Origin of the sequence: Dyadobacter sp. 22481 (assembly GCF_052044875.1) — a bacterium.
GTDB lineage: Bacteria > Bacteroidota > Bacteroidia > Cytophagales > Spirosomataceae > Dyadobacter > Dyadobacter endophyticus.
In genome coordinates, this window is sequence record NZ_JBQENV010000001.1 from 1,639,496 (window position 1) to 1,664,020 (window position 24,525).

Here is a 24,525-nt window from a genome sequence, read left to right on the forward strand (position 1 = left end):
ATCAGTCACAATGAACAGAACAATGTATAAAAAACTAAGCACGGCATTGGCGATCGTCTGTGGACTGATGGCTGCGTCCTGCGACGATTACCTGGACCAGTCACCGCTGTCCAACATTACCCCTGACGATTACCTGCGCGAAGAGTCCCAGCTTGCGGCTTATGCCGTAGGACGTTACCCGGACATTCTCCCATCCCACGCCAACTGGTCGTTCGGCACGTTCGGCTACGACGGTAACACCGACGATATGGCTATTCCGGCGCTGGACAACAAGTATATGCCGGGATTGTGGCGTGTGCCTTCCACCGCCGGCGACTGGAACTTCGCCAATATTTTCCAGGTCAATTACTTCCTCCAAACGGCGGTACCACGTTTGAAAAATGCGGAAATCACGGGTAATGAAGCCAACATCCGTCACTATATCGGGGAGGTGTATTTCCTGCGTGCTTTTGAATATTTCAAAAAATTGCAGGCACTGGGCGACTTTCCGATCCTCCGCACCACGCTGCCCGACAACCAGGAAACCCTCACAGCCGCCAGCGTCCGCAACCCACGTAACGAGGTGGCCCGATTCATCATCTCCGACCTTGATTCGGCCGCGCTCATGATGCAACCTTCTGCGCCCGTCGGAGGAACCAACCGGCTTTCGCGCAATGTGGCTTACCTGCTCAAATCGCGCGTAGCGCTTTTTGAAGGTACCTGGCTCAAATATTTCAAAGGAACCGCATTTGTACCCAAAGGAACCGACTGGCCCGGAGCTGCGAAGGAATACAATGCCAGCTACCAGTTCCCATCCGGAAGCATAGACGGCGAGATAGACTACTTCCTGACCCAGGCTATGGCCGCAGCCAAAGAGGTGGCTTCTAAAGTGCCATTGGTAAATAACACCGGCATTATTCTCTCGGCTAACAACGAGAACCCCTATTTTAACATGTTCAGCGCCGAAAATATGTCGCAATACAGCGAAGTACTGCTTTGGCGCCAGTATAACCGCACGCTCGTTACGCACAATGTGCCTGTGAATGCGCAAGCAGGTAACTATGCCAATGGACTGACCCGGAGCATGGTGGAGAGCTTTTTGATGGCCAACGGCCTTCCTATCTACGCAGCCGGCAGTGGCTACAAGGGGGACGACTTCATCAGCACCGTTCGCGAAGGACGCGATGGCCGCCTGAACCTGTTTCTGAAAGAGCCGGGACAGAAGAATGTGCTGCTGAACCTCGCCCAGGGTACGCATGCCACGGAAATCGAGCCGACGCCGCAAATCTGGGAATCGAGCTACGAGAAAAAATATTCCACCGGCTACACGATCCGCAAGGGACTCACATACGATGCCGCGCATTGCGGAAACGGGGCAGGGTACACCGGATCGATCACTTTCCGGGCGGTAGAAGCCTACCTGAACTACATGGAAGCATGTTATGAGAAAACAGGCGCTCTGGACGGCGATGCAACTACCTACTGGCAGCAAATCAGGGCACGTGCCAAAGTGAGTACGGATATCGACAAAACGATCGCCGCAACCCAGATGACCAAAGAAACCAATGACTGGGGCGCTTACTCGGGCAACCGGCTCGTTTCGGCAACGCTGTACAACATTCGTCGCGAGCGCCGCAACGAGCTGATGGCGGAAGGATTGCGTTTCATGGACCTGAAAAGATGGCGTGCCATGGATCAGATGATTAACACACCTTACCATGTGGAAGGTTTCAAACTCTGGGGACCCATGAAAGAATGGTTCAAGGCTGCGCAGCTTACTTACGGGGCTACCAACAACAGTGCCGTTGTTTCGGACCCGGCTTTGAGCAACTACCTTCGTCCGCACGAGATCAGAAGCAATGCCGACTCGTACAAAGGTACCCGTTGGGCCATGGCGCATTACCTCAGCCCGATTGCCGCCCAACACTTCATCGTGACTGGTACAGCAGCGGATGCCACTACCTCGCCGATTTACCAGAATCCGGGCTGGCCTCTTTCAGCAGGTTCCCCACCGACAGGTTATTAACACTATCCCATCCCTTGACCCAATCCCTGCCTGCTTTGCAGTGCGGGGATTTTTTTGTTTCATCGCCCGGATTTCCAAAAGGAGAGATCTACATTACTTAACTAATGCCTCAGCAAGGTAGCCTGCTGTGGCATTAGCCCTCGGTTCGAGTTTGGCAAATAACCATTGATTTGTAACAATCACGCCGGAAAACGCACGCCCGACAAAAAAACTAATTGCAGTATCCGGGAAGCTGTTTAAACATCTTCCCGGACTTTGTTTAGCCTGACCTTATTTTATTCGGACTCCGCTACGGGTGCTGCGTTAGCGCCTATATTACCTGCGGCAACGACCACCGTACCTAATTTAACCGTTACGCTAGCATTGTAGGCGCCAAGTTTATCGAAAAATCCCTCCTCATTAATGCTAAAATACTTACTGGTCGCGAACGCCCCCGTAGCACCGGCGACTGTGTCGAGCACCTTAAGGGCAGTGCCGGGCGCTGCCGTCACCTTTCCGGGAAAAATGGCGGCTGTATAAGAGCTACCTTTTACTCCGTTATAAAGACCCATCTGTACTAAGGTGATCGTTTTGTTGTACTTGTAAAAGACGACGCGCCCATAAATATTCTCCGTATTCGCGGCAGCTAACGTATAGGCTTTATACGTCGACACCGTGCCGCCACCCGGTGCTGTACTTAAATTGGGCGGGTAGTCCTGTTGTTCACATGAACTAAGTAACGCAAATAGAGTCATCGTGATGACCAGCGATAACATCGGGGTAACTTTGCTGATATATGTTTTCATGTCTGGATGATCATTAAAAGTTGAAAGAAACACGGCCGTAGTAGTAAGATCCGTTGGAACCTTGCTGATTGTTGTCGTAGAGGTAAAAACCTTGATTTTCAGGGCGTAAAATATCAGGGTATTTGTTAAAAACGTTACTGCCGCCGATGGACAATTTCAGATTCTTGGTCAGATCGTAGCCAACACTGGCATCGAAAATAGATTGCGCAGAAAACTTCTGATCATAAAAGTTACCTTCGGCATCGGAGGTAGTTGACCGGGAGGTAACCGTTCCAAAGTATGTTCCTCTCACCATAGCATGAAATTTATTGACGCGATAGGTAACCGAGCCGATTAGTTTTTTTCTTGGTGTTCCGGTTTCGAACTGACCAATGGTGGCCCGGTCCAGGTATTTGGACACGATTTGGTCTTCGGTAAGGTTAGCAACATTCAGATCAAGTACTTTTCTGTTCAGGATGGTGTTTTTGCTAAAAATAGCTGCAAGGCTAAAAATGAAGCTTTTACCACGGGCCAGGGTCAGGGTATAGTTTCCGACTGCTTCAATTCCCTTGGAACGTACGTCTGCACCATTCACAAAAAACTGGGCTTCTCCCCCACCGATGACCTCGTCATAATTATTGCCTACCTCGGAAGCATTGAAGTAGCTGGTCCTGAAAATCCGGTTATCTACATCAATCTGATAAGCGTCTAAGGTTACTTCAAATCCATGGGCCGGCTGATAGGTAAGGCCGAAACCATAGGTTCTCGATTTTTCCTGCTTAAGGCCCTGAATTCCTAAAACCCTGGCAGCAGTGCTGTTGGTTGGGTAGGTTGTCACATCAAGCGGTTGCGGAATGCCGTTTGCGTCCGGCACAAATGCCGTAGCAGTATGGGTATAATTCAACTCTTGAAGGGATGGCGCGCGAAATCCGGAAGCAATCGAAGCCCGCAATGAAAGCGTTTTGGCAATGGAATACCTCGCAGCCAATTTGCCAATCGTAACGCCACCAAAATCTGAATAATTTTCCACACGAAAAGCTCCGGCGATCAGCAGGTTTTTAGTCACTTCAAGTTCGGCATCAAGGTAAGCGGCCATGGTGGTGCGGTACTCATCCCTTTCGTTTTTCGGGCCGAATCCGGCAAAACACTGGCAGTTTGAAGACAAGGATTTAACAGTAACCTGCTGGCCCGCACTAACACTGATCGGATTTCCATTTGCGTCTACGATCGGGGTGCTGCTGGCATCTTCCAAAGGTTTTCCATCGGGTCCGACAAGCAAACCAGCTTTACCTACGGTAAGCACACCTGCATCTCCATAGGTATAAGCCTCTTCCTGACCTTTCATGATTTTGTAGTTTTCTATACGCATTTCAACGCCAAAGGCAATGTTCAGACCGCGCAGCACATCTTTGAAATAGCGCGAAAAATCAAGGTTAGTAGAATTTTGAGTAAACTGGTGCGTACCCAAATACATGTTGACCGGTGAATTGGAACCCAGTGAAGCATTCATGGTATTGACCATTCCTATGCGCATCCGGTTCCGGCCAAATGTGTTGCTAAAATCAACATTGAATTCCCCCAACTTACTCTTAATACCGGTTGTATTGGAAAGATCCGAAGTATTGGAAGTCATCTGTGGACGGAAGCCATTGGGATATAGCAGGTAATTGAAACGGTCAGTTTGTGCGGGACGGCGGAAATAGCATGAGAATCCCTTAAGGTATTTGTAAGACGCCCCTCCAAAACTGTACAGCGTAGTGTTTGGATTCAATTGATAACCTGCATTGTAAAAAGTACTGCCGAGGGTAATGGCGGGCATACCCGCATAAACCGCAAAATCAGCTTTGGTCAGGCCCCGTGCAGCCATTAATCCCGGTTCTGTGGTCAGCGAAGCAATTGCCGCCGTGTTGCCCGAGGTCTGTGCAGCAACGAGCTCAGGATTGGTGATGACCGGATTTCCGTTTTTATCGGTCCGCAGGTTATTCAGGTAGGTATTATCAAAAAATCCCCAGTCATTCACAAAAGGTCTTAGGGTCGGGCGTTTTTGTGTAATTTGCCCAGACAGGTTAAAGTAACCTTTATCACCAATTTTGAAGCCGTAATTGGCATCAAACTGATAATTAAATCCGTCTGGCTTACCATCCTTTGTCAGTTCCCCTGCCTTACCGCCGGTATTGGCATAGCCTCCGCCGGTAAAGCTGCCTGTCAGCTTATCTGTCCCTTTTTTGAGAATAATATTGACTACGCCGGCCACTGCGTCCGAACCATATTGAGCAGCAGCGCCATCGCGTAAAATTTCAACCCGGTCAATGGCGGAAGCCGGAATGGTCATCAAATCAACGGACGTGGACGGGCTGCCGACAGCCGTTCCGGTAATAAGCAGCGCAGAAGTGTGCCTTCGTTTTCCATTCACCAGTACCAGTATCTGGTTGGGGGCCATGTTGCGGAGCTGAACAGGATCTACATGGGAATCAAGGTCACCGCCCTGGGATCTGACCGCGTTAAAACTTGGTGCAACAAAAGCCAGCATTTGGGCCAGATCGATCTGAGGAAGGTCTGCCATGATATCCTTGATGGAAATGACATCCACAGGGACGGGCGTTTCCAAAATGGTTCGCCCGGTGTTTCTGGATCCAGTCACTATTAATTCATTTAACTCCGTGCCGCCATCTTCCAGCGGAATACTTAACGTTGCTTCAGAACCTATCTTAACTTCCTTGGTCTTAAAGCCTATAAAGCTGAACACCAGGACATCACCCGCCGCAGCATCGATCGAGAACATACCCTGATTATCCGTAATAGTACCTTTGTTTGTATTTCCTTTCAAAATAATGTTAACACCGGGAAAGACCTCCGAAGTGGACGCGGAAAACACTTTACCGGTAATCTTTTTACTCTGGGCCTGCATTGTAAACGGTAACCCAAAAATGAGCAGAAGGAGCATCGCAGGCTTGGCTACGAATTTGCATTTTTGTAAGTTTCTCTTCATAGTAATGGAGTGATTTTAGTTGGATATTCATTTTAAATGATCAGATTGTATGTACATAGTCTGATAGCAACAGCCCCCCTGCCGGGTCTGCATGACGTCATTGTATTAAATATGCGGCTAATGAGTTGAAAATATTGAAAAAATCACATAATGCAATATATAATATCGGATACATTGAATAATACAATATAATTTATATATATTCTTCAGAATATATTGCTTTCACTACACACACACCGGAAGCTAAAACGGGGATGGCGGAAAACCAATTTCATTTCGGTCCAAAGCCGTCGACGAGACAGGGCGCGTCTAAGCCAGAGCAAAACCAATAGGCCTACCAATTAATAGGATTCAACGACAAATGGGTTAACGTGGGAAACGATCCATTGGCGAATTTCACCAATGGACCCCCTGGGAGCTACACGCTGTGAATTCGGCGCAGCAATCACGATGGCCTGTGGAGTCAGGCTTGCAGCCTGCAACTAACCATTCATCCCCTTTTTTAGCAACGGGTTGGTTCGCCTGCTTATGGCGTGAGAATCACAGCCGAGCGTATTTCGATTATGAATTAACTATACAATATTCAAACCCAGATTAGGGTAGTAGATACTCTCGCAACACTGTCCACAGGTGAAAGTCGTGGCGACTTACATCAAAAGCCGTGATAGTGTACAGACTGTACTTGACTACCGGCCCGACTTGGTTTTTCTGGATATTGAGATGCCTCAAATGAATGGGTTTCAAGTGATGGACACTGCTACGGTAACACAGGCACAGTTAAATAATATTCATCGATCTGGTTCCAGGAATAGCTGTAAGTGATTCCATCCACTACCTGAACAAAATCGCCGGTTTCGCCGTCGGTAAAGCCAACGCGCCAGTTGGTTGTATTTTTAATCCTGAATTTCAATGTCGAGCTTGGCGGCGGGAGATCTGTTTTTACTAATATTTTGATTTTCATATGCTAAGATAGACTTATTTGGCATAACCCTTGATATTCCGTGTAGACTATTAATTTAAGTGCCCCTGCTCGCGCGCGCCTCCGTTTTGTGGGAGGCGATCACGCAAGAGAAGGTTAAAAATGGGCTGAAAAAGGCAAACACCTTGCAACTTGACGGAAAAGCATCCGAAACTTTATTCAGCAATAACTAAGGCGACTGAAGCCCGTGAATATCCGGTTAAGGGCGAAAAATAAGCGGCAAATTATATTTCACGCGTACTGGAATTTTTTGATCCCTCATAGCTGGCTTCCATTTCGGCATCGCCTTGGCTGGCCTGTCTCGCGGCGAGATTTCTCTTACATTTTTCCAACAACTTATTCAACGCAGACTATCGAGGTAACGCCTCACTTCATCAAAAATGTGCTTATTGCCACTGTTGGGCACACTGCATTCCAATAATTTCGTCAGAAGATCAATTGGCTTGGCAGTCAATGCTTCTAATTCCTGCACCAATGCGAGATTAAGCCTCTCTGAACTAAGATGCCTGTTTCCTTCCATGATCGGATAAACCTTATTGGCAATTTGCTGGGATAGTTTCATGCTGTTTAGTTTTCGTTCATTACCAGAATCTCTTTAAGAGCCAGAACATTGTCGATACCCAGTTTCGCAAAAATGGCGGCTTTGAATGTGCTGATCGTAGAAAGATGCAGGCCTGTTTTCTCAGCGATGGACGATGTCGACATTCCTTGAACCAGGTAATCGGCAACTTCCTTCTGCCTTCGAGTCAGCAGGTCCCAACTTTTTTGCGGGGTATGGCTCGCAACCAGGTATTCGAATATAAACGCCATATGCTCAGCGCCCAGATATCGCTTCCCGCTCATGACGGACCTAATACAAACTAACATTTCCGATATATCCGCATATTTGGACAGGTAACCGTTAACCCCCTTCTTAAAGTAATCGATGATTACCTCCGGTTGCATTTCAGGCCCATACACGATCACGCGCGAACCGGAATACTTCTGTCTGATTTCTGAAATTGATGGGTACCCCTCCTCTTCAAAATCGGCATGCAACACGTAAATAACCAGATCAGGCTCCGGTCGCCCTGCTTGCTGATTGTAATCCCGCATATCCTTTGATTCTACAATCTCTGCTTCCTCAAAATTTTCCCTGAGAAGAATCGCCAGGCCCATGCGCATTACCGGGTGGGTATCAAAAATTGCAAACGTCGGACGGCGAAGAGCCAGGTGGATATTCATAGATAAAGGTAGCTGCAATTAGCATAGCAATCACCTTTTCACCAACACATAAAAACGATTAATAAATCTCGAAAAGCGTTGATGACGGTCTCCAATTTCTTTGATTATTTTCTACAATAAATATTGATTTTCAACGTTTTATATTAAACGGCCTATGCCAGAGCAGATTTAGCATCCCTGTATCTTCCAAAGTCATTTTACTACAAGGACTTAACTGGAAGGCCATGAATGCAGACACAAAAATCAAGTTTGTCGCTATCGACAAAACCCTTTTCTTCCCCACACTTAAAAAGAGGGTTGAGCAATATTTCACAGAAAATCATAAATCCAGGTATGCCAACAAGAGGATGGCTTTGAAAACCATCATTTTATTGGCTTCCTATGTGCTGCCTTTCGTTGCAATAATGTTGCTGGCACCTGATTTTTGGATCAGTATGCTCCTCTGGCTTCTGATGGGTGGCGCAATTTCGGGAATTGGTATGAGCGTGATGCATGACGCCAACCACGGTGCATTTTCTAAAAATCCGGCGGTAAATAAATGGCTGGGATTTACGATTTGCCTCGCAGGCGCGGGAGTATCCAATTGGAAATGGCAACACAATGTGCTGCACCATACCTACACGAATGTGGCCAATCTGGACGAGGATATTAAGGACCGGGGGGTGATCAAGTTATCGCCACACGAAACGGTAAAGTCCTTTCACCGGTTCCAATGGGTGTACGCATTCTTTTTTTACGGGATTCTGACCTTGTACTGGGTGTTGCTGAAAGATTTTATTCAGTATGTTCATTTCATTAAATCAGGGCTGAACCGTCAGACAAAACGCCAAAACCGGCAAATGCTTGCCGGGATGATCGTGATGAAGCTGGTTTACTTCGGCATATTCTTCGCTCTGCCCACGCTCGCATTTAACATTCCATTCGGTTTTATCCTGGCCGGCTTTTTGCTCATGCATTTCTTTGCCGGCCTGATGCTGACGGTAATCTTTCAGCTGGCCCACTCGGTGGAAGGAACCCAGTATCCATTGCCCAACCCGGAGGGCATTATAGAAAAAGACTGGGCAGTGCACCAAATGGAGACTACTGTCAATTTCTCACCGCGAAACAAATGGCTGAGCTGGTATATAGGCGGTTTGAACTTTCAGATCGAGCATCATCTTTTTCCTAAAATATGCCACATCCATTACCCGGGGATCGCGCCTATCGTCAAAAAAACGGCCAAGGAATTCGGACTGAACTACATGGAGCATAAGACCTTTATGAAGGCGTTCATGTCCCACATCGCTGTCCTGAAAAAGTTCGGAATGCCCCGTTTTAACGAAGGAATTGTTTAACTTCAATGCACTCTTCTTGTTCTCGTCCTTCTAACAATTTCTGTTAAGGCGAAATACCTGCGGGCCGCAGCAGTCACTCTACTCCTGATCTTCACTAATAGGTTGCTATGACATCAATAAGCATACTCCATAAAACTGTATACACCTACGACAGAAGCGTTTTTCTCTCGCCTCATCAATTAAGACTTAAGCCGACGGCCCATTCCTCAGCGAAAATCGAATCTTATTCACTACAGATCCAACCGGATAACAACGTCACCCATTGGCAACAGGATGTGTTCGGAAACTTTATAGCACGGGTGGATTTTGACGGTCCCATGGAGTCGATGGCTTTGACAGTCCGAATAAATGCGCTACTGACTCCCTATGACCCATTTAACGTCCGCATTGACGACTACGCGCAGAGCTTCCCATTCAAATATCCGTCCACACTTCAACAAGACCTTCTCTCCTACCTGGAAGTTACAGACCAGGGACCTACCCTTACGGGATTTATCGCGCAACTGGATTTATCCGCCAGTGACATTCTTGGATTCCTTGTCTTACTCAATAACAGGATCTACACCCGCATTACCTATCTGAAAAGGGAACAGCAAGGCGTTTGGACATCTGAACAGACACTGGAATACGGTAGCGGATCTTGCCGGGACTCCGCCTGGCTGCTGGTGCAGGTAACGCGGCACCTGGGATTGGCCAGCCGTTTTGTTTCCGGATACCTGGTACAATCCAATGAAAATGGCCTTCCGGTTTCCGTGGATTTGCACGCGTGGGCAGAAGTGTTCATCCCCGGCGCCGGCTGGATAGGACTGGACACCACCTCAGGGTTATTTACCAGTGAAGGCCATATCCCGCTGGCGGCAACGCCCCGTCCGCAAGATGCTGCGCCCGTCACAGGGACAACCAGCCCTTGTGTTGCTACCATCTGCTACGAAACCAAAGTGTGGCGGGCTGATGGCAGAATAAATTCTGTGGATTAACTACGCCAAACGAATCAGAAGATTAGCCCCTACTACTGCCATATGAACGCGCACCACCATATCATCTCAATCGGCGCTTCCGAAACCAGCATCGACGAAATTGCATCTTTCTTTGTTGAGAAGCCGCTCGCTGGCGTCGCCTATGTCATTATTCAGCAATTGCCGTCCGATTTCCGGACAAGATTGGCCGAAATACTCGCCAAACATTTGCATCTGGCTATTCATGAGGCACAAAATGGGGTGCTCGTGGAAACAGACCATGTCTACATTATTCCCGATGACAGATCCATGACTATCCGGAAGGGAAGGTTATGGATCACCGAAAAAGCCCAAGACCTTGGGCTGCATCAAAACACCGACAATTTTTTTTGCTCCCTTGCGGCTGATCAGGGCGAAAAAGCGATCGGGGTTGTTCTTTTTGAAATTGGAGAAGATGGTCTTGACGGAATAAGGGCGATCCGGAAAGCTGGGGGAATTGTAATTGCACGAAAGCAAGAAACTATTCACCCGGCCCCCACTGCCGATTGTGTTGATTTCATTGCAGAACCCGGTTTGATGCCACAAATCATAGAAGATTATGTGATACAGAACCGCAAAATTCTATTGGATCAAAACGAAAAAGTAACTATGGAGATGATTTTCGATGTGATACGAGAAAACACTGCATTTGATTTTTCGGGTTACAGATTTGACACCTTGTCACATAAAACTCGAAAAAGGGCTTTGGATCAAAACTTCTATTCACTTGCAGACTACCTGTCTTTTCTTAAAGTCACCTCGACGGAGATGCACGCGCTATCCAGAGAATTTCTTGCAGGCGGAACTACTTCCTTGGTCAATGGAAACAAACGTTGATCGAAATTCACGAACATGCATGAAATAATCCAGCGCGTATTATGGCCGCTCAAAAGTTCATTCTTTTAAGAATCGGGTGAAATTTCCTTTTCAAAAAAGGCATATTCCTTTTCTGAACCATCTACCGCCCGGCAATAATAAATTCTCTTATAATAGCGTCTGATAATCAGCTTTTGCCCGGGATTCACCTTTGCATAGACAAATTGTCCGTCAAAATATTTGCTATCTGATATGGGTTCGTTCATGTTATTGGTTCGATAAAGTCGTACAATATTCTAATGTCAATACATCGGTTCCGGGTGTATAGAGGGCTGCATATCGACCAGTTTCTGTTCATCATCTTGGATGCTCGCTTTCAGTGAGTTAATATCCTTGTCGAGTTTTTCCAGACTGTAACCGGCCTTGCGGGCTTTCTTAGCATCCGACCTGGCTGAACCAGCGCTGTTGTTGGCCCTGCGGGCGAGCTTGCGGTCCTGGGATTGTTCCCCGAGTCTGTCTGCGGCCTGCTTATTAGCGTCTGCCGATTTCTGTGCGTTCTCGGATGTTTGCGATACCGCCGCTACTTTTCCGTCCCGCTCGTTTTCAAGCTTGGCCAGCTCTATCTTGTTTTCGTTTAACCTTTTGCCTATTTCCAGCATTTGCCTCTGTTCTTTCAGGTTTGAAAGAGAATCTTTTGAGACGACTTGGGCGGTTAAGGGAAAAGCGAGCAGGATTAAGCTCAGAGAAGCTATTATTTTGTTGATTTTCATGATTTTATCTCGTTTGAAATGGATGTTTTCCCGCTAAGAACAGACTATTATCTATCCACAGTAACGGGATAATGTTCTACTATTAACTCATTATAAACTATCTCGACCCCGGGCGATTTCCAGGCCTGCCGCGCAGCCTCATCTTTTTCATAGCAGGAATTGACCGTACCTGTCAGAATGGCCTTATTTTTAACGACTCTAACGTGAATATCTTCTTCTGTTATGGCGCTGTCGCGTGCAAAGGCGCCTTCGATGGCCGTCTTGTCCATATCAGGCGACGGCTCAGATTTAATGGTGATGTTATTGGATATGCCCTTTACTCCCGAAAGTTCCCGGATCAGCCGTTCCGCCGCATCACGCTGATAGCTCCATCGCAGATCACCATACAGGGTTATCCAGCCATTTTCCACCTTCACTGTGATGCGATCCGATGGTATTTCCAGAGTCGATTGACAGGCATTCAATATTTCATTGCCCAGCTCAGCATCATCGCGGACAATCGTTTCATCACGCGGTTTAATATTTATCAGCTCGGTCACCACTTTAACGCCCTGCACGCGCCTGGCCACCTCTTCCGCCTCTGATTTTTTGCCATAGCTATCCACAGTGCCTGAAAGGGTTATCACACCGTCTTTGGCAGTGACGCCTATCTCTGCTTCCCGCAATAGTGGTTCCCATTTTATTGCATCGTGAACGTCCCGTTGCAAATCATCATTAGTTTTCATTTTATTCGATTAAGTGTAATTTTGAATCTTTACCAGGCCCGATTTTTACGGCCTGCCTCAACTCATTGCTTTGCCGGTAACGGGCCCCGCCGCTCTAACGCGTATATATATACGATATGTGAAAGTAGCTGTCACCCACACTCCCCCAAGACCTGCTGTCCCGATCAGCATGAACCCAAGTGATACTTTTTCGGCTTTATTGGTCAGTTTGTTTGGCAAGGCCCGATCATTCGTACCCGCTTTTTATAACTGTCGAAATCATTTTGAAAGGCTCTTTGGCGCAAAAGGAATTCCTCTGATGCGCGGGAATGATAATTCCTTGACCTAGCCCAAGTTGGTGCTTTTTGCCATCGATGACAATTTCGGCCGAACCATCGATAATTTGAATATAGGTATCAAAGGCGGAAGATTTCTCGGCAATTTCCTCTCCGGCATCAAAAGCCGAAACTGTGACATTACCTGTCGTTTTTTTGATGATAGTCCTGCTCAGAACTGCATTGGGTACGTACTCGATGATCTCCACGATAATATGGGCTTTCGCTTTTTGTATCTCCTCATTGTCCTTATTCATATCCGCTGTGTTTTCCTGATTTCATGCGTGAAGCTATTTTACGTTTCCTTAACGCATATGCATAAACATGCTATTATTTGACAATAGGAATCAGCCAGAATAAGCTGCCCTGGATAACGCTGTTTTTGAAGTCAGGATTGATTTCCTGTGAAGAGAAGTCACCCACTTTTGATAGACCTGCTACGTATCGGAACCCGATCCCAAGCCCGATATTGGACTGATAGCCCAAACCCGCGCCCAAAGATATATCCAGATTTTTAGCGAAATGATCTATGGTCTGGTCTGGAACACTTTCAGATAACCGGAAGCCTGCCTGAGGCCCTGCCTCCAGGTAAAAACCACTTCTGGTTCTGAATTTCAGCATGACCGGGACCGTCAGATAATTGATCTTGAAGTCCGTTTTGCTCCCGCCACTCTCGACCTTAGCGCCCAGGGTGGAGAAAAGCACCTCAGGTTGGATAGAAAAGACATTTCCAAACCCAAAATTAAGCATACCGCCAAAATGATATCCGAGCTTCGCTTCGGTCTGGATGTTACCACCCTGATAGTTACTGAGGTTCACGCCAGCCTTTGGCCCGAAACCGAAAGTTTGTGCGAACGACGTGATCGTCATTGCGCACAGTATAAATGTTATTGATAACTTTTCCATTGCTCGGCCCCGTAGGGTTTTTATGTTTGAATCAACCTATGCAAAGGTCGGCACCGGTGGGGTCGTAATTGTTACACAACCGGACTGAATAGTTACATTGATCACTGATTATCACGAACAGAAAATCAATACGTTTTCAAGGAAGAGCAACCGACCTCATATATTTTCCAGGTTACTGTCGCGCTTTTTCCGAAGTTTTTTATAATAGGTGGGAGAAAGGCCTGTGACCTTTTTAAACTGATTGGACAGGTGCGCTACGCTACTGTAATGCATTTTGTAAGAGATCTCTGTGAGGTTCAAGTCCTCATAAAGCAACAGCTCTTTAACTTTTTCTATCTTGTGATGGATGATAAATTGCTGGATATTGATTCCCTTCACCTCTGAAAACATGTTGGAAAGGTAGGTATAGTCATACCCCAGTTTTTCTGCGATGTAATCCGAATAATTGGTTTTGGGAAGTTCATCCTGGTAATGTACCATCTCCACGATGACATTTTTGATCTTCTCAATCAAAATGCTCCTTTTGTCGTCCAGTAGTTCGAGGCCGGATTTGAGCAAATTCCTTTTAAGCGCTTCACGCTGCTCGATAGAAATGTCTTCAAGAATCTCGACACTACCCAGTTCCACAACCACGTAATGTAAGCCGAGGTTTTTCAGTTCTTGCTGCACCATCATTTTGCACCGCAGGCTGACCATGTATTTGATATACAATATCATGATAGAACAAGCTCATTAATTGTACCGGCCATAAAATCCAAAGCCGATTTCTTACAATATAGCTGATTTTGTGGGATTTACAGCGACATTGGGATCAACTTGTCGGGCGTTGTGCTTTTGTTGAAAGTCAGGATAAAGCATGTTCCGGAGCCTGCCTGGGACTGCACATCTATCCCCACATTACTGGATTTCAAAATTTTTAAGGTCGAGAACAGGCCGATTCCGATACCACCCGGTTTATCCGAGAAACCTCTTTTAAACAGATTTTTCATCCCCGCGTCATTGATCCCGCATCCATTGTCTTCAATGCGGATCAGGTGCGTGGCGTCTGTCGACCTGGTAACCAGCTTCAACTCGCCTTGCCGTGGATCCATGGCTTCAATGGCATTGACCACGATATTTGTCAGGGCGATTTTTATTTTTTGCGCGTTAATCGCCACCACACAGTCCTTCGAATCATAATCCCTGGTAACCTTGACCTTTTTAAGCACAATGCGGTCAGTGGCCAGCAAGATCACCTCGTCCAGTATGGTATGTAAGGAATGGTCGGCACCGGAGTTTTCATTTAGTTTCTGATGACTGAGAAGATTCTTCAATATTTTCCCGATACGGTCCGAGCTTCTTTTGATAATGTCAAGATATACCCGAAGACTCTCATCGGTTATTTCCTGAGAGAGCACCTGCAGTGACAAATCAATGTTGGTCAATGGATTGCGAATTTCATGAACCAGCGTAAGGGCGAAGTCAGAAATTACATCGCCATCCGGTAAAGTTTCGGGATTGTTCATGACAGAGAGCTTAATATTTAGCTACAAAGCTCACACAACTGCGTCGTAAGACGTTACATATGCCGTTTTTACATTTACATATATCACAGGTGCCGCTCTCGTCCATGATTTCCTGACGGTTTTCCGCTTTTCTGATTTACCTGCAATGAGCCTGTTGATATGTATGTGTACCTTTAAAGATGGTCCATCAAAATCTGCTACTCGTACTGATCCTATTCTTCTTTATAGCCTTACTATATCTTTGGAGCGAACGATTGAAAGTTTCTTACCCCATCCTGCTGGTACTGGGAGGGTTGGTCATTTCCCTGATTCCAGCTGTCCCTAACATCAGTTTAGACCCGGATATTATTTTCCTGATATTTCTGCCGCCGCTGCTTTTTGAAGCGGCATGGACGACGTCGTGGAAGGATTTCTGGGCGCGAAAAGAGTCAATTTTCTCGATGGGTTTCGGACTTGTTTTTTCAACATCCCTGGTTATTGCCTACTTATCGGTGGCCATCATTCCCGGTTTTACACTGGCCCTGGGCTATTTGCTCGGCGGTATCATTTCGCCACCTGATGCGGTTGCAACCAGCTCCGTTCTAAAAGGCCTCAAGATGCCCCGGCGCGGAATTACAATTCTGGAAGGCGAAAGCCTGGTCAATGACGCCGCATCATTAACAGTCTTCCGCTTTGCTACTATTGCGGTTTTGACAGGCCATTTCACGCCCAAAGAGGCGGTCGTCGATTTTGCAGTGCTGGCATTTATGGGAACGGCCGTTGGCCTTGTTGTTGGTCACCTGATATATTTGGTACTTCGCTATTGGGCAAGATCATCGCGCATTACCTCACCGATTATCCTGATGGCCCCCTATCTGATGTACGTCATTGCCGAAAAGTTTCATTGGTCGGGTGTACTGGCCGTGGTAAGCGGCGGCCTCTACCTGTCTTTCCACGCAAAGGATTTCCTAAACTATCAGACAAGGCTCCAAAACCGGGAAATCTGGCTCATGCTGGTTTTTCTGCTTAATGCTTTTGTGTTTATTCTGATCGGCCTGGCGCTGCCGGCGATCGTGGACGGTCTGGACACTTATTCATTGAGGGAAGCGATTGGTTATGGACTTCTTATTAGCCTTACCGCCATTGTGATTAGGATTATTCTGGTATACCTGGCAACCTTCCTCCCGCGCATGCTGAGCCGGAATATAAGGGATAGAGAAAGCAGCCCGGGATGGAGACTCACTTTTGTGATGGGTTGGGCTGGCATGCGCGGGGTGGTGTCACTTGCGGCAGCGCTGACAATCCCGCTGAATACGCAGCAGGGCAGCGCTTTTCCGCATCGTAACCTGATATTGTTCATTACCTTCATCGTAATACTGGTCACACTCGTTTTCCAGGGATTAACCTTACCAATGGTCCTGCGGCTTTTCCGGGTACCCGAAGCCGAGGAGGACTTGTCCGTTGACCAACAGATGGAAATGATACGGTTGCACCTGGCGAGGCGGTCTGCCGACTACATGAAACAACATTACCATTCCGAAATCCGGAACTACGGATCGGTCAAACGCATTATGGAGCAACTTCAAAGAACAATCGCCTTTGCAGATCCCGCGCAGGATGACCACGACCCGGCCAAAGAGCTAAAAAAGAAAATCATGATTGAACTCGTTGCATTGCAGAGAGCCAGCCTGCATACTATCGGTGATGAAAACAAATACGATGAAGATGTGATACGAGATATGGAACATAATTTAGACCTGGAAGAATCCAGGCTTAAAAAGTAGTTTCTGGAAGCTCGGAAACTCCTAACTCGACAGCATTGCTGTTGCCTCTTCCGGCTGCACTTATGCCAGTAACCTTTCTTCAATTATGACAAAGTAGCCAATACGTTCCTTTATGAACCATTTCCCATTTTGGCGAACATATTGGTCCTCGTATCTGACACTATAATCTGTAATATTTCTTTTGCCCTCCGGCTCTCTGATCATCTTGATCTGAGAAAAAGAAATACCACTCGCGGTATCCTCCCCAACATGCACGGTATGCTGTCCGTTCATCGTGAAATAGGTTTTCACCAAGGCCGCGTGCCCATTGAATTCCTTTTCCAGATTAGCCGTCCCGCTGACATTTGCGACCAAAAAATCACCCATATAAGCCTGATAAACAGCATCCTCGGTAAATAAACGCATCTGTTCGGAGATCTTTTTCTCATCACCTAAGTAAGCGTAGGCGTCTACTAAATCCCTTAATTCGTCCTGGGTACTAAAAATGTCCTGAGTCATGATTGTTTGTTTTTAGTAGTTGAAAATAGTTGTTGAATAATACTTAAATCTTGCCTGCTTCTGCTGGTTTCAATCCGAATACTTGCTTGCCCGAATGCCAAATCTGTTTTTCTCATACCGCTGTGTTCGTCTTTGTTGATAGCAAAAATAGAGTACATTTGCTTACATTTTATTACTTGTTACTAATAGGTTAGCAAGTAAACAAATCGTACTAACTATGAAAAAGGAAAATACCGGTCAGACAACCGACAAGGCATTCAGCGAAGAATGCAACGTTGTTTTAAACGCCGTAGGGGACGCGATGTATGCCATTGGCGGCAAATGGAAATTGCGGATCATCATTTCCATCGCAAGAGGAAACAAGAGGTTCAGTGAGCTGCAACGGCAAATTGCAGGGATATCAGGACGGGTTCTGTCGAGTGAATTGAAAGAATTGGAATCCAATGGACTGCTTGTAAAAAAGGTTTCCGTTGGCTACCCGGTGCTGATAGAATACGAGCTCACCCCTTATAGTCAGACGCTCGAAAAGGTTGTTGAGCACCTGGTCGACTGGGGTAAGCAGCACAGGGAGAAAATTAAAAGAGAGTTTTCTGCGGGCAATACTTCAACAACCGGGTACTAATTGTGAAATTTGATGCACTTTGCAGCACTGCGACGGGTTGTACGGCGTGAGCGCAACGAATCGTTTCATATTTGGCCATTCCGATTTTTCGGACGAAGGGTAAATGGGTAATTTCGAACTAATTAAAAATATTCACAAGCCCGAGGAAGAAGTCCAGCCAATATATCGAATTGTTCCTCGACTATTGCATCCGGTTTTACGACCGTCAGTTCATCACCCGCGACACGGTACACAAGGGGGTCCTGGCCAGATTCGAAAATCTTTTGAGCAACTATTTCAAATCCGATAAACCGCAGACCATCGGATTACCGGCAGTGGCGTAATGCGCCGGCGAGCTTAATTTGTCGCCCAAATACTTCGGTGACCTGGTCAAGAAAGAGACCGGCCAAACCGCTCAGGAATACATTCAGATGAAGGTTATTGAAGCTGCCAAGGAGCGCATATTCAATAGCGAAAAGACGGTTAACGAAATCGCATTCGAGCTGGGCTTTAAATATCCCCAACATTTCAGCCGGCTCTTCAAACAACATCTTCTCTGTACTTGGCTTTTACTGCTATTGAAAAAGCCGGATAATGTCAGCTGCTACAACACTCCGATCATCATTAAACTGATGTCCGCCGGTCGGAACTTCGCGGAAAGTAGCCCAGGGAAGATGTTGTTTGTAAATCTCCAATTGCTCAACCGGTACATCCTCGTCATCAAGACAATGGTAAAGAAACAGAGGCGTCTTGCTGCCGATCTTCTCTGCGAAATCCGGGCGCAATTTGAATGCTTCCACCCAGTCCTGGCTACCTTGCCAGAAAGGTGTCGCAATCAGGAATACTCCCGCAATTCTTTGCTCTATTTCAAATTCAGAAAGGCAGGCCAGTAACATCGAAGCACCGAACGAATGGCCAACTAAAATTACGCCGTCGCCACTCTCGGATATGGCTTGACTAATTTGCCGCCGTCTTCCAAGGTCCGGAGTGCCTTCGTCCGGCAAAAATGGGTATTGAATATCGTAAGACTGTCCTAGGTGAGCTTCCAAGGACTCCACCAGTTTTTTGTCGGCTTCAAAATCCCCTTTTGAACCGCCGCCGTGAAAGAATATGATTTGCTTTGCCATGAGACTTTGAATTTGATACAGATTATTTGAGTTGCATATTTTTAGGCGATAACCAGCAGGCGTGCGCAAGCGGATTGATATTGGCACGCCGGAAGCATATCTCAAAAATAGAAAACCCTGTAACCTCCGGTGTAGGCAAACCCGGCCATTTAAGAGGGGCATCTGCGACAAAGACACCACTTATATTTTATATTTTTGCCGTATGCACGTTCGATCGTATATTATTCTGCCACAGTTACGAAACTACGTAAAATCAATATGTTCCATGGAGTGCGAGGGAGGCGCAGACTGGAGTCAAGTCCGGGTGTTGCCGGATACCTGTGTGGAATTATTTCTTAACTATACCAGTACCCCAATTGCGGTCATAGATCAGGAGCTTTATAAGCGCAGTATTGTTTGTTTTCGACTGAGTCGCCCCGTGGACGTTCAAATGCGTAAAGGATCTGGCTGTCTGGCCGTCTGCTTTCACCCCGGAATGGCATATCTATTCTTTCGTATGCCGATGCACTTATTTAAGGATACCACTATCAATTTCTTCGACGTTTGGAATGGCGCCACTTCCGAATTAGAGGATAAACTAGCGGGCATTCCCAACGATGAAGGACGCAGCGCCGTCGTGCAAGACTTTTTGCTCCGGCAATTGACATTGGAAAAACAGGATATGCAGGTGGCTTATTGCCTCGGCAAGGCACAGCTTACCCGGGGCTCAATAGCTGTTCGCAAACTAGCCGAAGAAACAGGCCTTAGCCAACGTCAGCTGTCGAGAAGATTTCACCAGAGTATTGGCTTATCTCCCAAAGAATACCTGGGTGTTTGCAGGTTCAATTCTTCACTTCAATATCTGGCAAATTATCCGGATATGTCGCTTACAGAAATCGCACACCTAAGCGGGTACTACGATCAGGCACATTTTATACGCGACTACAAGGTTTACACAGGCCATTCCCCCGGCGAGGTCGTAGCTGCAAGCCACATTTTGTTTTGATGTCCATTTCGTACAATTCCGATAAGTCGGAGGAATGTAGTTTTGCTGAAAAACGATCACGATATGCGAAAATTGATTTTAGGACTGGCAATCACATTAGATGGATACATTGAGGGGCCAAATGGGGAATTTGACTGGTGCTTTACCGACCAGGATTATGGCTTGAACGAGTTCTTCACGGGAATAGATGCCATCTTTATTGGGCGAAAAAGTTATGAGATCGCACAACAATTTGCAGAAAGCAACGACGGAGAAGTAATTCCGGGCATGCCTCAACTGACAGAATATGTTTTTTCTAAAACTTTAAAATCGGCGAAAAACGGGGCAATCCTCATCGCAGAGGACGCTATGGATGAAGCGCGTAAAATCAAGGAGCAACCTGGTAAAGACATTTGGTTATACGGCGGAGCTTCCCTTGCCGAGGCTATGATGAACGAGGGTCTTGTCGACGAGTTATGGCTATCGGTACATCCTATATTGCTTGGCAGTGGCAAGCCATTGTTCGGTCAGTCGGGCAGCCGTACTCACCTTACACTGATAGATAGCAAGTCCTATCCGACAGGCCTATTGTCGCTCCGTTACAGTGTTGACAAAGACAGTAAATGATAGAAGTCCGGTGTGATGCGTACACGCCGGACCCGGGACACCAGCATGACAATCTCCGCATCCGCCGAATCAGTAAAAGTGGTAAATACTTCCGTATTCTGTATAAATGCGGGAAGAGCGTAGCGGCTAAATTTGCAGATGATTTGAAGATACCGGGTTAATCAGAAATTTGGGTTTTGAGCACAAATAGAAGCTAACAAACAGTAAATCAGCACAACAATGAGCAAAAATAAACTTTGGATGCTACTTTTTGCTTTCACCGTTATGGCCAGTACAATGAACGCACAGGACAAAACCAGCGGTACTGCCGCGTTGAATGCACACCAGCACACCATGGCAGCGATTGCGGCCCTGACCGCTACGGGCAACATGCAGCAACTCAAAAGCGCCCTGAACGCGGGGTTGGACGCAGGACTGACCGTCAACGAAATCAAGGAAGCGCAAGTGCAGCTTTATGCATATTGCGGTTTCCCCCGGAGCCTGAATGCCATCCATGCACTAATGGCCGTTCTCGACGAACGCAAAACCAGGGGAATTAATGATGTGGAGGGAAAAGACGCTAGCCCGGTAACGGCCACAGCGGATAAATTCGAAACCGGAAAGCGAACGTTACAGCAATTGACCGGCAAAGAAGAAATTGGACCCAAAACCGGGGCCAATGCTTTTGCCCCGGTGATCGATACTTTTTTGAAAGAGCATTTGTTTGCCGATATATTCAGCCGCGATGTTTTGAATCATCGCCAGCGTGAATTTATAACCATTTCCGCTTTGGCCGCCATGCCCGGCGTGGAGCCGCAGTTGCAGGCACACATCGGGATGGGCAAGAATACAGGCATTACGGACCGCCAACTAGCCGAACTTGCAGACGTGATCGAAAAAAACGCCGGAAGGGCGCAGGCCAATACTTTGAGGAAGCTCCTGAACCAACCGGTATCACCGGTTACCCAGCCCGATATGATGGTCAGGATTTCCGAGATCGAAATTCTCCCCGAGCATCTGGAAGCGTATAAAACCATCCTGGAAAAGGAATCGTCCGAATCCATAGCAATCGAGCCAGGTGTCATTGCCATTTACCCTATGTATCAGAAGGAAACCCCGACTCAGATCAGAATATTGGAGATCTACGCCAACCAGGCTGCATACCGGTCGCATTTACAGACGCCCCATTTCCTGCATTACAAAACCAGCACGCTGAAAATGGTCAAATCCTTAAAGCTGGTGGATATGGATGCCATTGACGAGCAGATGATGCCTGTAATTTTTAAAAAACTGGGCGAATAAGGTAGCCAACCCAGGCGTAGCGCTTCCCGCCTGCCCCTGAATTAAAAGCTACCATTTAACAATCCCTGACATACCGGGACGAAATCACCATGTATGCCGGAGAAGTCCAGTAACAAAATATTGGGTTGTTGCGCTCCGCCCTCGCCATTCCACCATTTTTTGTATTCTTCGATGATGAGGGGGTTAATTAAATTCGAACCGGCAAAGTTCTGGCTGTGGTCATCAACTAAATTCATATTATTATACCCCAGTATCGACTGGCTAATCCAGAACCGCGATAAGTCCCTGCCATCAGGTGTCGTCTTCAACAGATATTTATACTGATCCTCGATAGTTCCATCCACCATCTCTTTCCAGGTCCAGGTTGCATAACCCAGATTTGAAAAACGTTCCTTTAAACTTTCAGACATTTTCCAGATATTTTTTCTTTCCGCATTCGTTGCATCCGGAATTTCATCCCCATCAACTGCGGCAGGGTTTCCATCTGTCACATCGATATCAGGCGCATTGTCACCCTTGTCGTTATTTACTACAAGAACTTGTTGCTTATTAGAAATACATGAACCATAAGTGGGAATGGATGCGCTTCGTGGAATCAACAATGATCCAAAGCAATCGTTAATGCAATGTATCAGCGACTGACCATCTTTATAGTTAAAACTCTGTCCCCAGACCGAGGAAAAGTCGTAAAGATTTAAAATCACAATCTCGCTCGGGTGCAAGTTGCAAAATGCTTTGACCTGATAAAAAATCGAGTTTCTCTTCTTCTCATATTCTTCGTTCCATTTATAATGACAATATGGATTATCCCTTGATTCATCTGAGCCGTGATGAGAGAAAAACTCTCCATTGTCAATCCTGAAACGAAAATCAAAATACCGCACTCCTGCTTTGAGCTGGTCGGCTATCGACAATCCCTGCGTCATGCTCCTCGTGGTTATACCACCATAAGACCCTGCGTCGTGGCTGCCGGGAAGTGGAATACGGTTTAATGGGAGGTTTGTCAGCTTTGAAGCAACCGACTTCATCCAGTCTGGATAATCTGCCATAATTGAAGTGTTAAGTAGGTGGATAAAATATTTTAACTGGCAAAACTTACTTCATGGCGATGGCTGCGCTGGTCGGGCCGACCAGGTGGAGCAGTGATGTGGAACCGAATCCCACTTGCCGGGCCCACCGGTCGAAGTCGGCCATGGTATAATCGAATCCGGTGCCCGTTTCGATCAGCATATTTAAACTCATCAATAGCCCGAATACATTGGCCTTTCTGTCCTCGTCGATGACATTTTCAATGGCTACAAAAACTCCTCCTTCGGGCAGAGCAGCGTACGCGCTCCTCATCAGGCCGATTTTTTGCTCCTCATCCCAGTCATGAAGGATGTTGCCCATGACCACCATATCAGCGGCAGGAAAAGCATCGTTGAAAAAGTCGCCCGATACCGCCTTGACCCGATCGCTTAAACCCGCTTTCAAGATTGTTTTCTCCGCAATGGCGGTCACGCCCGGGAGGTCCATGTTTACGCAGGACATGTGTGGCTGGTGTCTGGCAACCAGTATAGAGAGCAAGCCACTACAACCACCAGCATCGGTCAGCGTTTTGTATTTTGAAAAATCGAACTTTTCAGCAAAGGCCATAAATGCCCCTACCTGGATACTGCTCATTGCATTCACAAAGTTTTCCAGCTGCTCGGGTGATTGATATATATTGTCAAACAGATTCCCCCCATGCCTGGCTTCATTTTGTGGCTTCCCGGTTCTCAACCCTTCTTCCAACGTTCCCCAGAAGCCATACAGACGATCGTTAAGCATTTTGAGCATTCCCCCCACGTAGGTCGGCTTTTTCAGGTCCAGAAACAGGTCGGTATCCGTAGTGTTGGCATAGGTAGCGGTTTCGAGGATACCCTGGCGGCTTAAAAAGCCAAACCCGGCGAGTGCATCTAAAAAGTCGTACATATTCCGATCGCTGCAGTGCAGATTCAGCTTTTGTTTCAACTGGCCGGCGGTCAGCGGGCTGCGCTCTGCCAGAAGGGTAAACAGATCGAACTCGACGGCGACCAGCAGTACTTTTGATGCCCAAAAGCCCGTGCCCATTTGCAGGATGCTTTCGGGGGAAGGTTGTGTAGCGTGATTCGTTGTCATTGTTATCGGGAGATATTTAGGTTATGCAAATCAGCCAGTGTGAAAAAGGGAATGGCATGGCGTAAAAACCACGTTACAAACGTATCGACGGCCTCCGGGATGCAGGTGGACTATACGCTCAAAAAGGTGGACTATTGTCCCAGTGGCCGGAATCCGCCCGGAGAATGGTCAAATTCTTCCTAAAACGACCAACCGGATT

General features: G+C 46.9%; 26 protein-coding genes and 1 pseudogene. 11 read left to right on the forward strand and 16 right to left on the reverse strand.

Translation table 11 applies throughout. From position 1 onward, the window contains the following. Window positions 1-10 precede the first annotated feature (10 nt). The gene (locus tag ACTJJJ_RS06335) at window positions 11-2,005 is read left to right on the forward strand and encodes a RagB/SusD family nutrient uptake outer membrane protein (protein WP_426294396.1); all 1,995 of its coding nucleotides are present in this window, start codon (window positions 11-13) and stop codon (window positions 2,003-2,005) included. A gap of 275 nt (window positions 2,006-2,280) precedes the next feature. Here ACTJJJ_RS06335 and ACTJJJ_RS06340 read toward each other — a convergent pair whose 3' ends face one another. Next, complete coding sequence (locus ACTJJJ_RS06340) at window positions 2,281-2,790, reverse strand: hypothetical protein (RefSeq protein WP_426294395.1); 510 nt, start codon at window positions 2,788-2,790, stop codon at window positions 2,281-2,283. 13 nt (window positions 2,791-2,803) lie between these two features. Continuing rightward, on the reverse strand, window positions 2,804-5,758 hold the full coding sequence (locus ACTJJJ_RS06345; protein WP_440701676.1) for a TonB-dependent receptor: 2,955 nt from the start codon (window positions 5,756-5,758) through the stop codon (window positions 2,804-2,806). A 344-nt stretch (window positions 5,759-6,102) separates the two neighbouring features. Between ACTJJJ_RS06345 and ACTJJJ_RS06350 the strand changes: the two genes are divergently transcribed. Further along, window positions 6,103-6,189, forward strand: a complete 87-nt coding sequence (locus tag ACTJJJ_RS06350; protein WP_188932178.1) for a hypothetical protein — start codon at window positions 6,103-6,105, stop codon at window positions 6,187-6,189. A gap of 326 nt (window positions 6,190-6,515) precedes the next feature. Here ACTJJJ_RS06350 and ACTJJJ_RS06355 read toward each other — a convergent pair whose 3' ends face one another. The 3 genes from ACTJJJ_RS06355 to ACTJJJ_RS06365 form a co-directional block, all read right to left on the reverse strand. Then, window positions 6,516-6,719: a hypothetical protein gene (locus tag ACTJJJ_RS06355; protein WP_188932353.1), complete on the reverse strand. Its 204-nt coding sequence runs from the start codon at window positions 6,717-6,719 to the stop codon at window positions 6,516-6,518. A gap of 358 nt (window positions 6,720-7,077) precedes the next feature. Continuing rightward, the gene (locus ACTJJJ_RS06360; protein WP_426294393.1) at window positions 7,078-7,299 is read right to left on the reverse strand and encodes a hypothetical protein; all 222 of its coding nucleotides are present in this window, start codon (window positions 7,297-7,299) and stop codon (window positions 7,078-7,080) included. A 5-nt stretch (window positions 7,300-7,304) separates the two neighbouring features. Beyond that, window positions 7,305-7,961 (reverse strand): LuxR C-terminal-related transcriptional regulator, encoded by a 657-nt coding sequence (locus ACTJJJ_RS06365; RefSeq protein WP_426294392.1) that lies wholly within the window; start codon window positions 7,959-7,961, stop codon window positions 7,305-7,307. Window positions 7,962-8,185: 224 nt separating this feature from the next. Between ACTJJJ_RS06365 and ACTJJJ_RS06370 the strand changes: the two genes are divergently transcribed. The 3 genes from ACTJJJ_RS06370 to ACTJJJ_RS06380 all read left to right on the forward strand — a co-directional run bounded on the left by ACTJJJ_RS06370 (window position 8,186) and on the right by ACTJJJ_RS06380 (window position 11,127). Next, a complete protein-coding gene (locus ACTJJJ_RS06370; protein ID WP_426294391.1) occupies window positions 8,186-9,295 on the forward strand; it encodes a fatty acid desaturase family protein in 1,110 nt (369 codons plus the stop codon). A 107-nt stretch (window positions 9,296-9,402) separates the two neighbouring features. Next, window positions 9,403-10,272: a transglutaminase family protein gene (locus ACTJJJ_RS06375; RefSeq protein WP_426294390.1), complete on the forward strand. Its 870-nt coding sequence runs from the start codon at window positions 9,403-9,405 to the stop codon at window positions 10,270-10,272. 42 nt (window positions 10,273-10,314) lie between these two features. Further along, a complete protein-coding gene (locus ACTJJJ_RS06380) occupies window positions 10,315-11,127 on the forward strand; it encodes a chemotaxis protein CheB (protein WP_426294389.1) in 813 nt (270 codons plus the stop codon). Between the two features lie 281 nt (window positions 11,128-11,408). Here the strand turns inward: ACTJJJ_RS06380 and ACTJJJ_RS06385 are convergent, their stop codons facing one another. From ACTJJJ_RS06385 to ACTJJJ_RS06410, 6 genes are all read right to left on the reverse strand, one after another. Continuing rightward, window positions 11,409-11,876, reverse strand: coding sequence for a hypothetical protein (locus ACTJJJ_RS06385; RefSeq protein ID WP_426294388.1), 468 nt, complete (start codon window positions 11,874-11,876; stop codon window positions 11,409-11,411). 47 nt (window positions 11,877-11,923) lie between these two features. Then, entirely contained in the window at window positions 11,924-12,601 is a 678-nt protein-coding gene (locus ACTJJJ_RS06390; protein ID WP_426294387.1) for a BON domain-containing protein, read from the reverse strand. Between the two features lie 226 nt (window positions 12,602-12,827). Beyond that, window positions 12,828-13,172, reverse strand: a complete 345-nt coding sequence (locus tag ACTJJJ_RS06395; RefSeq protein ID WP_188929507.1) for a cupin domain-containing protein — start codon at window positions 13,170-13,172, stop codon at window positions 12,828-12,830. A gap of 73 nt (window positions 13,173-13,245) precedes the next feature. After that, window positions 13,246-13,821, reverse strand: a complete 576-nt coding sequence (locus ACTJJJ_RS06400) for a porin family protein (protein ID WP_426294386.1) — start codon at window positions 13,819-13,821, stop codon at window positions 13,246-13,248. Window positions 13,822-13,977: 156 nt separating this feature from the next. Next, window positions 13,978-14,538, reverse strand: a complete 561-nt coding sequence (locus ACTJJJ_RS06405) for a helix-turn-helix domain-containing protein (protein WP_188929503.1) — start codon at window positions 14,536-14,538, stop codon at window positions 13,978-13,980. Window positions 14,539-14,615: 77 nt separating this feature from the next. Further along, window positions 14,616-15,326 (reverse strand): ATP-binding protein, encoded by a 711-nt coding sequence (locus tag ACTJJJ_RS06410; protein WP_188929501.1) that lies wholly within the window; start codon window positions 15,324-15,326, stop codon window positions 14,616-14,618. A gap of 179 nt (window positions 15,327-15,505) precedes the next feature. Between ACTJJJ_RS06410 and ACTJJJ_RS06415 the strand changes: the two genes are divergently transcribed. Beyond that, window positions 15,506-17,089, forward strand: coding sequence for a Na+/H+ antiporter (locus ACTJJJ_RS06415; protein ID WP_426294385.1), 1,584 nt, complete (start codon window positions 15,506-15,508; stop codon window positions 17,087-17,089). 60 nt (window positions 17,090-17,149) lie between these two features. Here the strand turns inward: ACTJJJ_RS06415 and ACTJJJ_RS06420 are convergent, their stop codons facing one another. Both ACTJJJ_RS06420 and ACTJJJ_RS06425 read right to left on the reverse strand, forming a co-directional pair. After that, the gene (locus tag ACTJJJ_RS06420) at window positions 17,150-17,587 is read right to left on the reverse strand and encodes a nuclear transport factor 2 family protein (RefSeq protein ID WP_440701677.1); all 438 of its coding nucleotides are present in this window, start codon (window positions 17,585-17,587) and stop codon (window positions 17,150-17,152) included. Continuing rightward, on the reverse strand, window positions 17,584-17,745 hold the full coding sequence (locus ACTJJJ_RS06425) for a hypothetical protein (RefSeq protein WP_426294383.1): 162 nt from the start codon (window positions 17,743-17,745) through the stop codon (window positions 17,584-17,586). The genes ACTJJJ_RS06420 and ACTJJJ_RS06425 overlap by 4 nt, the downstream gene beginning before the upstream one ends. A 59-nt stretch (window positions 17,746-17,804) precedes the next feature. Between ACTJJJ_RS06425 and ACTJJJ_RS06430 the strand changes: the two genes are divergently transcribed. Together ACTJJJ_RS06430 and ACTJJJ_RS06435 are read left to right on the forward strand one after the other, a co-directional pair. After that, window positions 17,805-18,209, forward strand: a complete 405-nt coding sequence (locus ACTJJJ_RS06430; RefSeq protein WP_426294382.1) for a winged helix-turn-helix transcriptional regulator — start codon at window positions 17,805-17,807, stop codon at window positions 18,207-18,209. 164 nt (window positions 18,210-18,373) lie between these two features. After that, a pseudogene (locus tag ACTJJJ_RS06435) lies at window positions 18,374-18,739 on the forward strand (helix-turn-helix domain-containing protein); the annotation flags it as partial. A 24-nt stretch (window positions 18,740-18,763) separates the two neighbouring features. Here the strand turns inward: ACTJJJ_RS06435 and ACTJJJ_RS06440 are convergent. Then, the gene (locus ACTJJJ_RS06440) at window positions 18,764-19,315 is read right to left on the reverse strand and encodes an alpha/beta hydrolase (RefSeq protein WP_426294381.1); all 552 of its coding nucleotides are present in this window, start codon (window positions 19,313-19,315) and stop codon (window positions 18,764-18,766) included. 202 nt (window positions 19,316-19,517) lie between these two features. On the opposite strand from ACTJJJ_RS06440, the gene ACTJJJ_RS06445 reads away from it, so the two are divergent. The 3 genes from ACTJJJ_RS06445 (at window position 19,518) to ACTJJJ_RS06455 (ending at window position 22,187) form a co-directional block, all read left to right on the forward strand. After that, the gene (locus ACTJJJ_RS06445) at window positions 19,518-20,300 is read left to right on the forward strand and encodes an AraC family transcriptional regulator (RefSeq protein WP_426294380.1); all 783 of its coding nucleotides are present in this window, start codon (window positions 19,518-19,520) and stop codon (window positions 20,298-20,300) included. 63 nt (window positions 20,301-20,363) lie between these two features. Beyond that, window positions 20,364-20,906, forward strand: coding sequence for a dihydrofolate reductase family protein (locus ACTJJJ_RS06450; protein ID WP_426294379.1), 543 nt, complete (start codon window positions 20,364-20,366; stop codon window positions 20,904-20,906). A gap of 219 nt (window positions 20,907-21,125) precedes the next feature. Next, window positions 21,126-22,187 carry a carboxymuconolactone decarboxylase family protein gene (locus ACTJJJ_RS06455; RefSeq protein WP_426294378.1) on the forward strand — a complete coding sequence of 354 codons (1,062 nt, stop codon included), beginning with the start codon at window positions 21,126-21,128 and terminating at the stop codon, window positions 22,185-22,187. A gap of 41 nt (window positions 22,188-22,228) precedes the next feature. Here the strand turns inward: ACTJJJ_RS06455 and ACTJJJ_RS06460 are convergent, their stop codons facing one another. Both ACTJJJ_RS06460 and ACTJJJ_RS06465 read right to left on the reverse strand, forming a co-directional pair. Continuing rightward, window positions 22,229-23,236: a hypothetical protein gene (locus tag ACTJJJ_RS06460; RefSeq protein ID WP_188929485.1), complete on the reverse strand. Its 1,008-nt coding sequence runs from the start codon at window positions 23,234-23,236 to the stop codon at window positions 22,229-22,231. A gap of 46 nt (window positions 23,237-23,282) precedes the next feature. After that, window positions 23,283-24,326 carry a methyltransferase gene (locus tag ACTJJJ_RS06465; RefSeq protein ID WP_426294377.1) on the reverse strand — a complete coding sequence of 348 codons (1,044 nt, stop codon included), beginning with the start codon at window positions 24,324-24,326 and terminating at the stop codon, window positions 23,283-23,285. Window positions 24,327-24,525: the final 199 nt, after the last annotated feature.

What these genes read in the sequence shown, in the direction of transcription:
- ACTJJJ_RS06335 (WP_426294396.1), top strand. Translation starts at nt 11, where the DNA reads ATGAACAGAACAATGTATAAAAAACTAAGCACGGCATTGGCGATCGTC.
- ACTJJJ_RS06340 (WP_426294395.1), bottom strand. Translation starts at nt 2,790, where the DNA reads ATGAAAACATATATCAGCAAAGTTACCCCGATGTTATCGCTGGTCATC.
- ACTJJJ_RS06345 (WP_440701676.1), bottom strand. Translation starts at nt 5,758, where the DNA reads ATGAAGAGAAACTTACAAAAATGCAAATTCGTAGCCAAGCCTGCGATG.
- ACTJJJ_RS06355 (WP_188932353.1), bottom strand. Translation starts at nt 6,719, where the DNA reads ATGAAAATCAAAATATTAGTAAAAACAGATCTCCCGCCGCCAAGCTCG.
- ACTJJJ_RS06360 (WP_426294393.1), bottom strand. Translation starts at nt 7,299, where the DNA reads ATGAAACTATCCCAGCAAATTGCCAATAAGGTTTATCCGATCATGGAA.
- ACTJJJ_RS06365 (WP_426294392.1), bottom strand. Translation starts at nt 7,961, where the DNA reads ATGAATATCCACCTGGCTCTTCGCCGTCCGACGTTTGCAATTTTTGAT.
- ACTJJJ_RS06370 (WP_426294391.1), top strand. Translation starts at nt 8,186, where the DNA reads ATGAATGCAGACACAAAAATCAAGTTTGTCGCTATCGACAAAACCCTT.
- ACTJJJ_RS06375 (WP_426294390.1), top strand. Translation starts at nt 9,403, where the DNA reads ATGACATCAATAAGCATACTCCATAAAACTGTATACACCTACGACAGA.
- ACTJJJ_RS06380 (WP_426294389.1), top strand. Translation starts at nt 10,315, where the DNA reads ATGAACGCGCACCACCATATCATCTCAATCGGCGCTTCCGAAACCAGC.
- ACTJJJ_RS06385 (WP_426294388.1), bottom strand. Translation starts at nt 11,876, where the DNA reads ATGAAAATCAACAAAATAATAGCTTCTCTGAGCTTAATCCTGCTCGCT.
- ACTJJJ_RS06390 (WP_426294387.1), bottom strand. Translation starts at nt 12,601, where the DNA reads ATGAAAACTAATGATGATTTGCAACGGGACGTTCACGATGCAATAAAA.
- ACTJJJ_RS06395 (WP_188929507.1), bottom strand. Translation starts at nt 13,172, where the DNA reads ATGAATAAGGACAATGAGGAGATACAAAAAGCGAAAGCCCATATTATC.
- ACTJJJ_RS06400 (WP_426294386.1), bottom strand. Translation starts at nt 13,821, where the DNA reads ATGGAAAAGTTATCAATAACATTTATACTGTGCGCAATGACGATCACG.
- ACTJJJ_RS06405 (WP_188929503.1), bottom strand. Translation starts at nt 14,538, where the DNA reads ATGATATTGTATATCAAATACATGGTCAGCCTGCGGTGCAAAATGATG.
- ACTJJJ_RS06410 (WP_188929501.1), bottom strand. Translation starts at nt 15,326, where the DNA reads ATGAACAATCCCGAAACTTTACCGGATGGCGATGTAATTTCTGACTTC.
- ACTJJJ_RS06415 (WP_426294385.1), top strand. Translation starts at nt 15,506, where the DNA reads ATGGTCCATCAAAATCTGCTACTCGTACTGATCCTATTCTTCTTTATA.
- ACTJJJ_RS06420 (WP_440701677.1), bottom strand. Translation starts at nt 17,587, where the DNA reads ATGACTCAGGACATTTTTAGTACCCAGGACGAATTAAGGGATTTAGTA.
- ACTJJJ_RS06425 (WP_426294383.1), bottom strand. Translation starts at nt 17,745, where the DNA reads ATGTACTCTATTTTTGCTATCAACAAAGACGAACACAGCGGTATGAGA.
- ACTJJJ_RS06430 (WP_426294382.1), top strand. Translation starts at nt 17,805, where the DNA reads ATGAAAAAGGAAAATACCGGTCAGACAACCGACAAGGCATTCAGCGAA.
- ACTJJJ_RS06440 (WP_426294381.1), bottom strand. Translation starts at nt 19,315, where the DNA reads ATGGCAAAGCAAATCATATTCTTTCACGGCGGCGGTTCAAAAGGGGAT.
- ACTJJJ_RS06445 (WP_426294380.1), top strand. Translation starts at nt 19,518, where the DNA reads ATGCACGTTCGATCGTATATTATTCTGCCACAGTTACGAAACTACGTA.
- ACTJJJ_RS06450 (WP_426294379.1), top strand. Translation starts at nt 20,364, where the DNA reads ATGCGAAAATTGATTTTAGGACTGGCAATCACATTAGATGGATACATT.
- ACTJJJ_RS06455 (WP_426294378.1), top strand. Translation starts at nt 21,126, where the DNA reads ATGAGCAAAAATAAACTTTGGATGCTACTTTTTGCTTTCACCGTTATG.
- ACTJJJ_RS06460 (WP_188929485.1), bottom strand. Translation starts at nt 23,236, where the DNA reads ATGGCAGATTATCCAGACTGGATGAAGTCGGTTGCTTCAAAGCTGACA.
- ACTJJJ_RS06465 (WP_426294377.1), bottom strand. Translation starts at nt 24,326, where the DNA reads ATGACAACGAATCACGCTACACAACCTTCCCCCGAAAGCATCCTGCAA.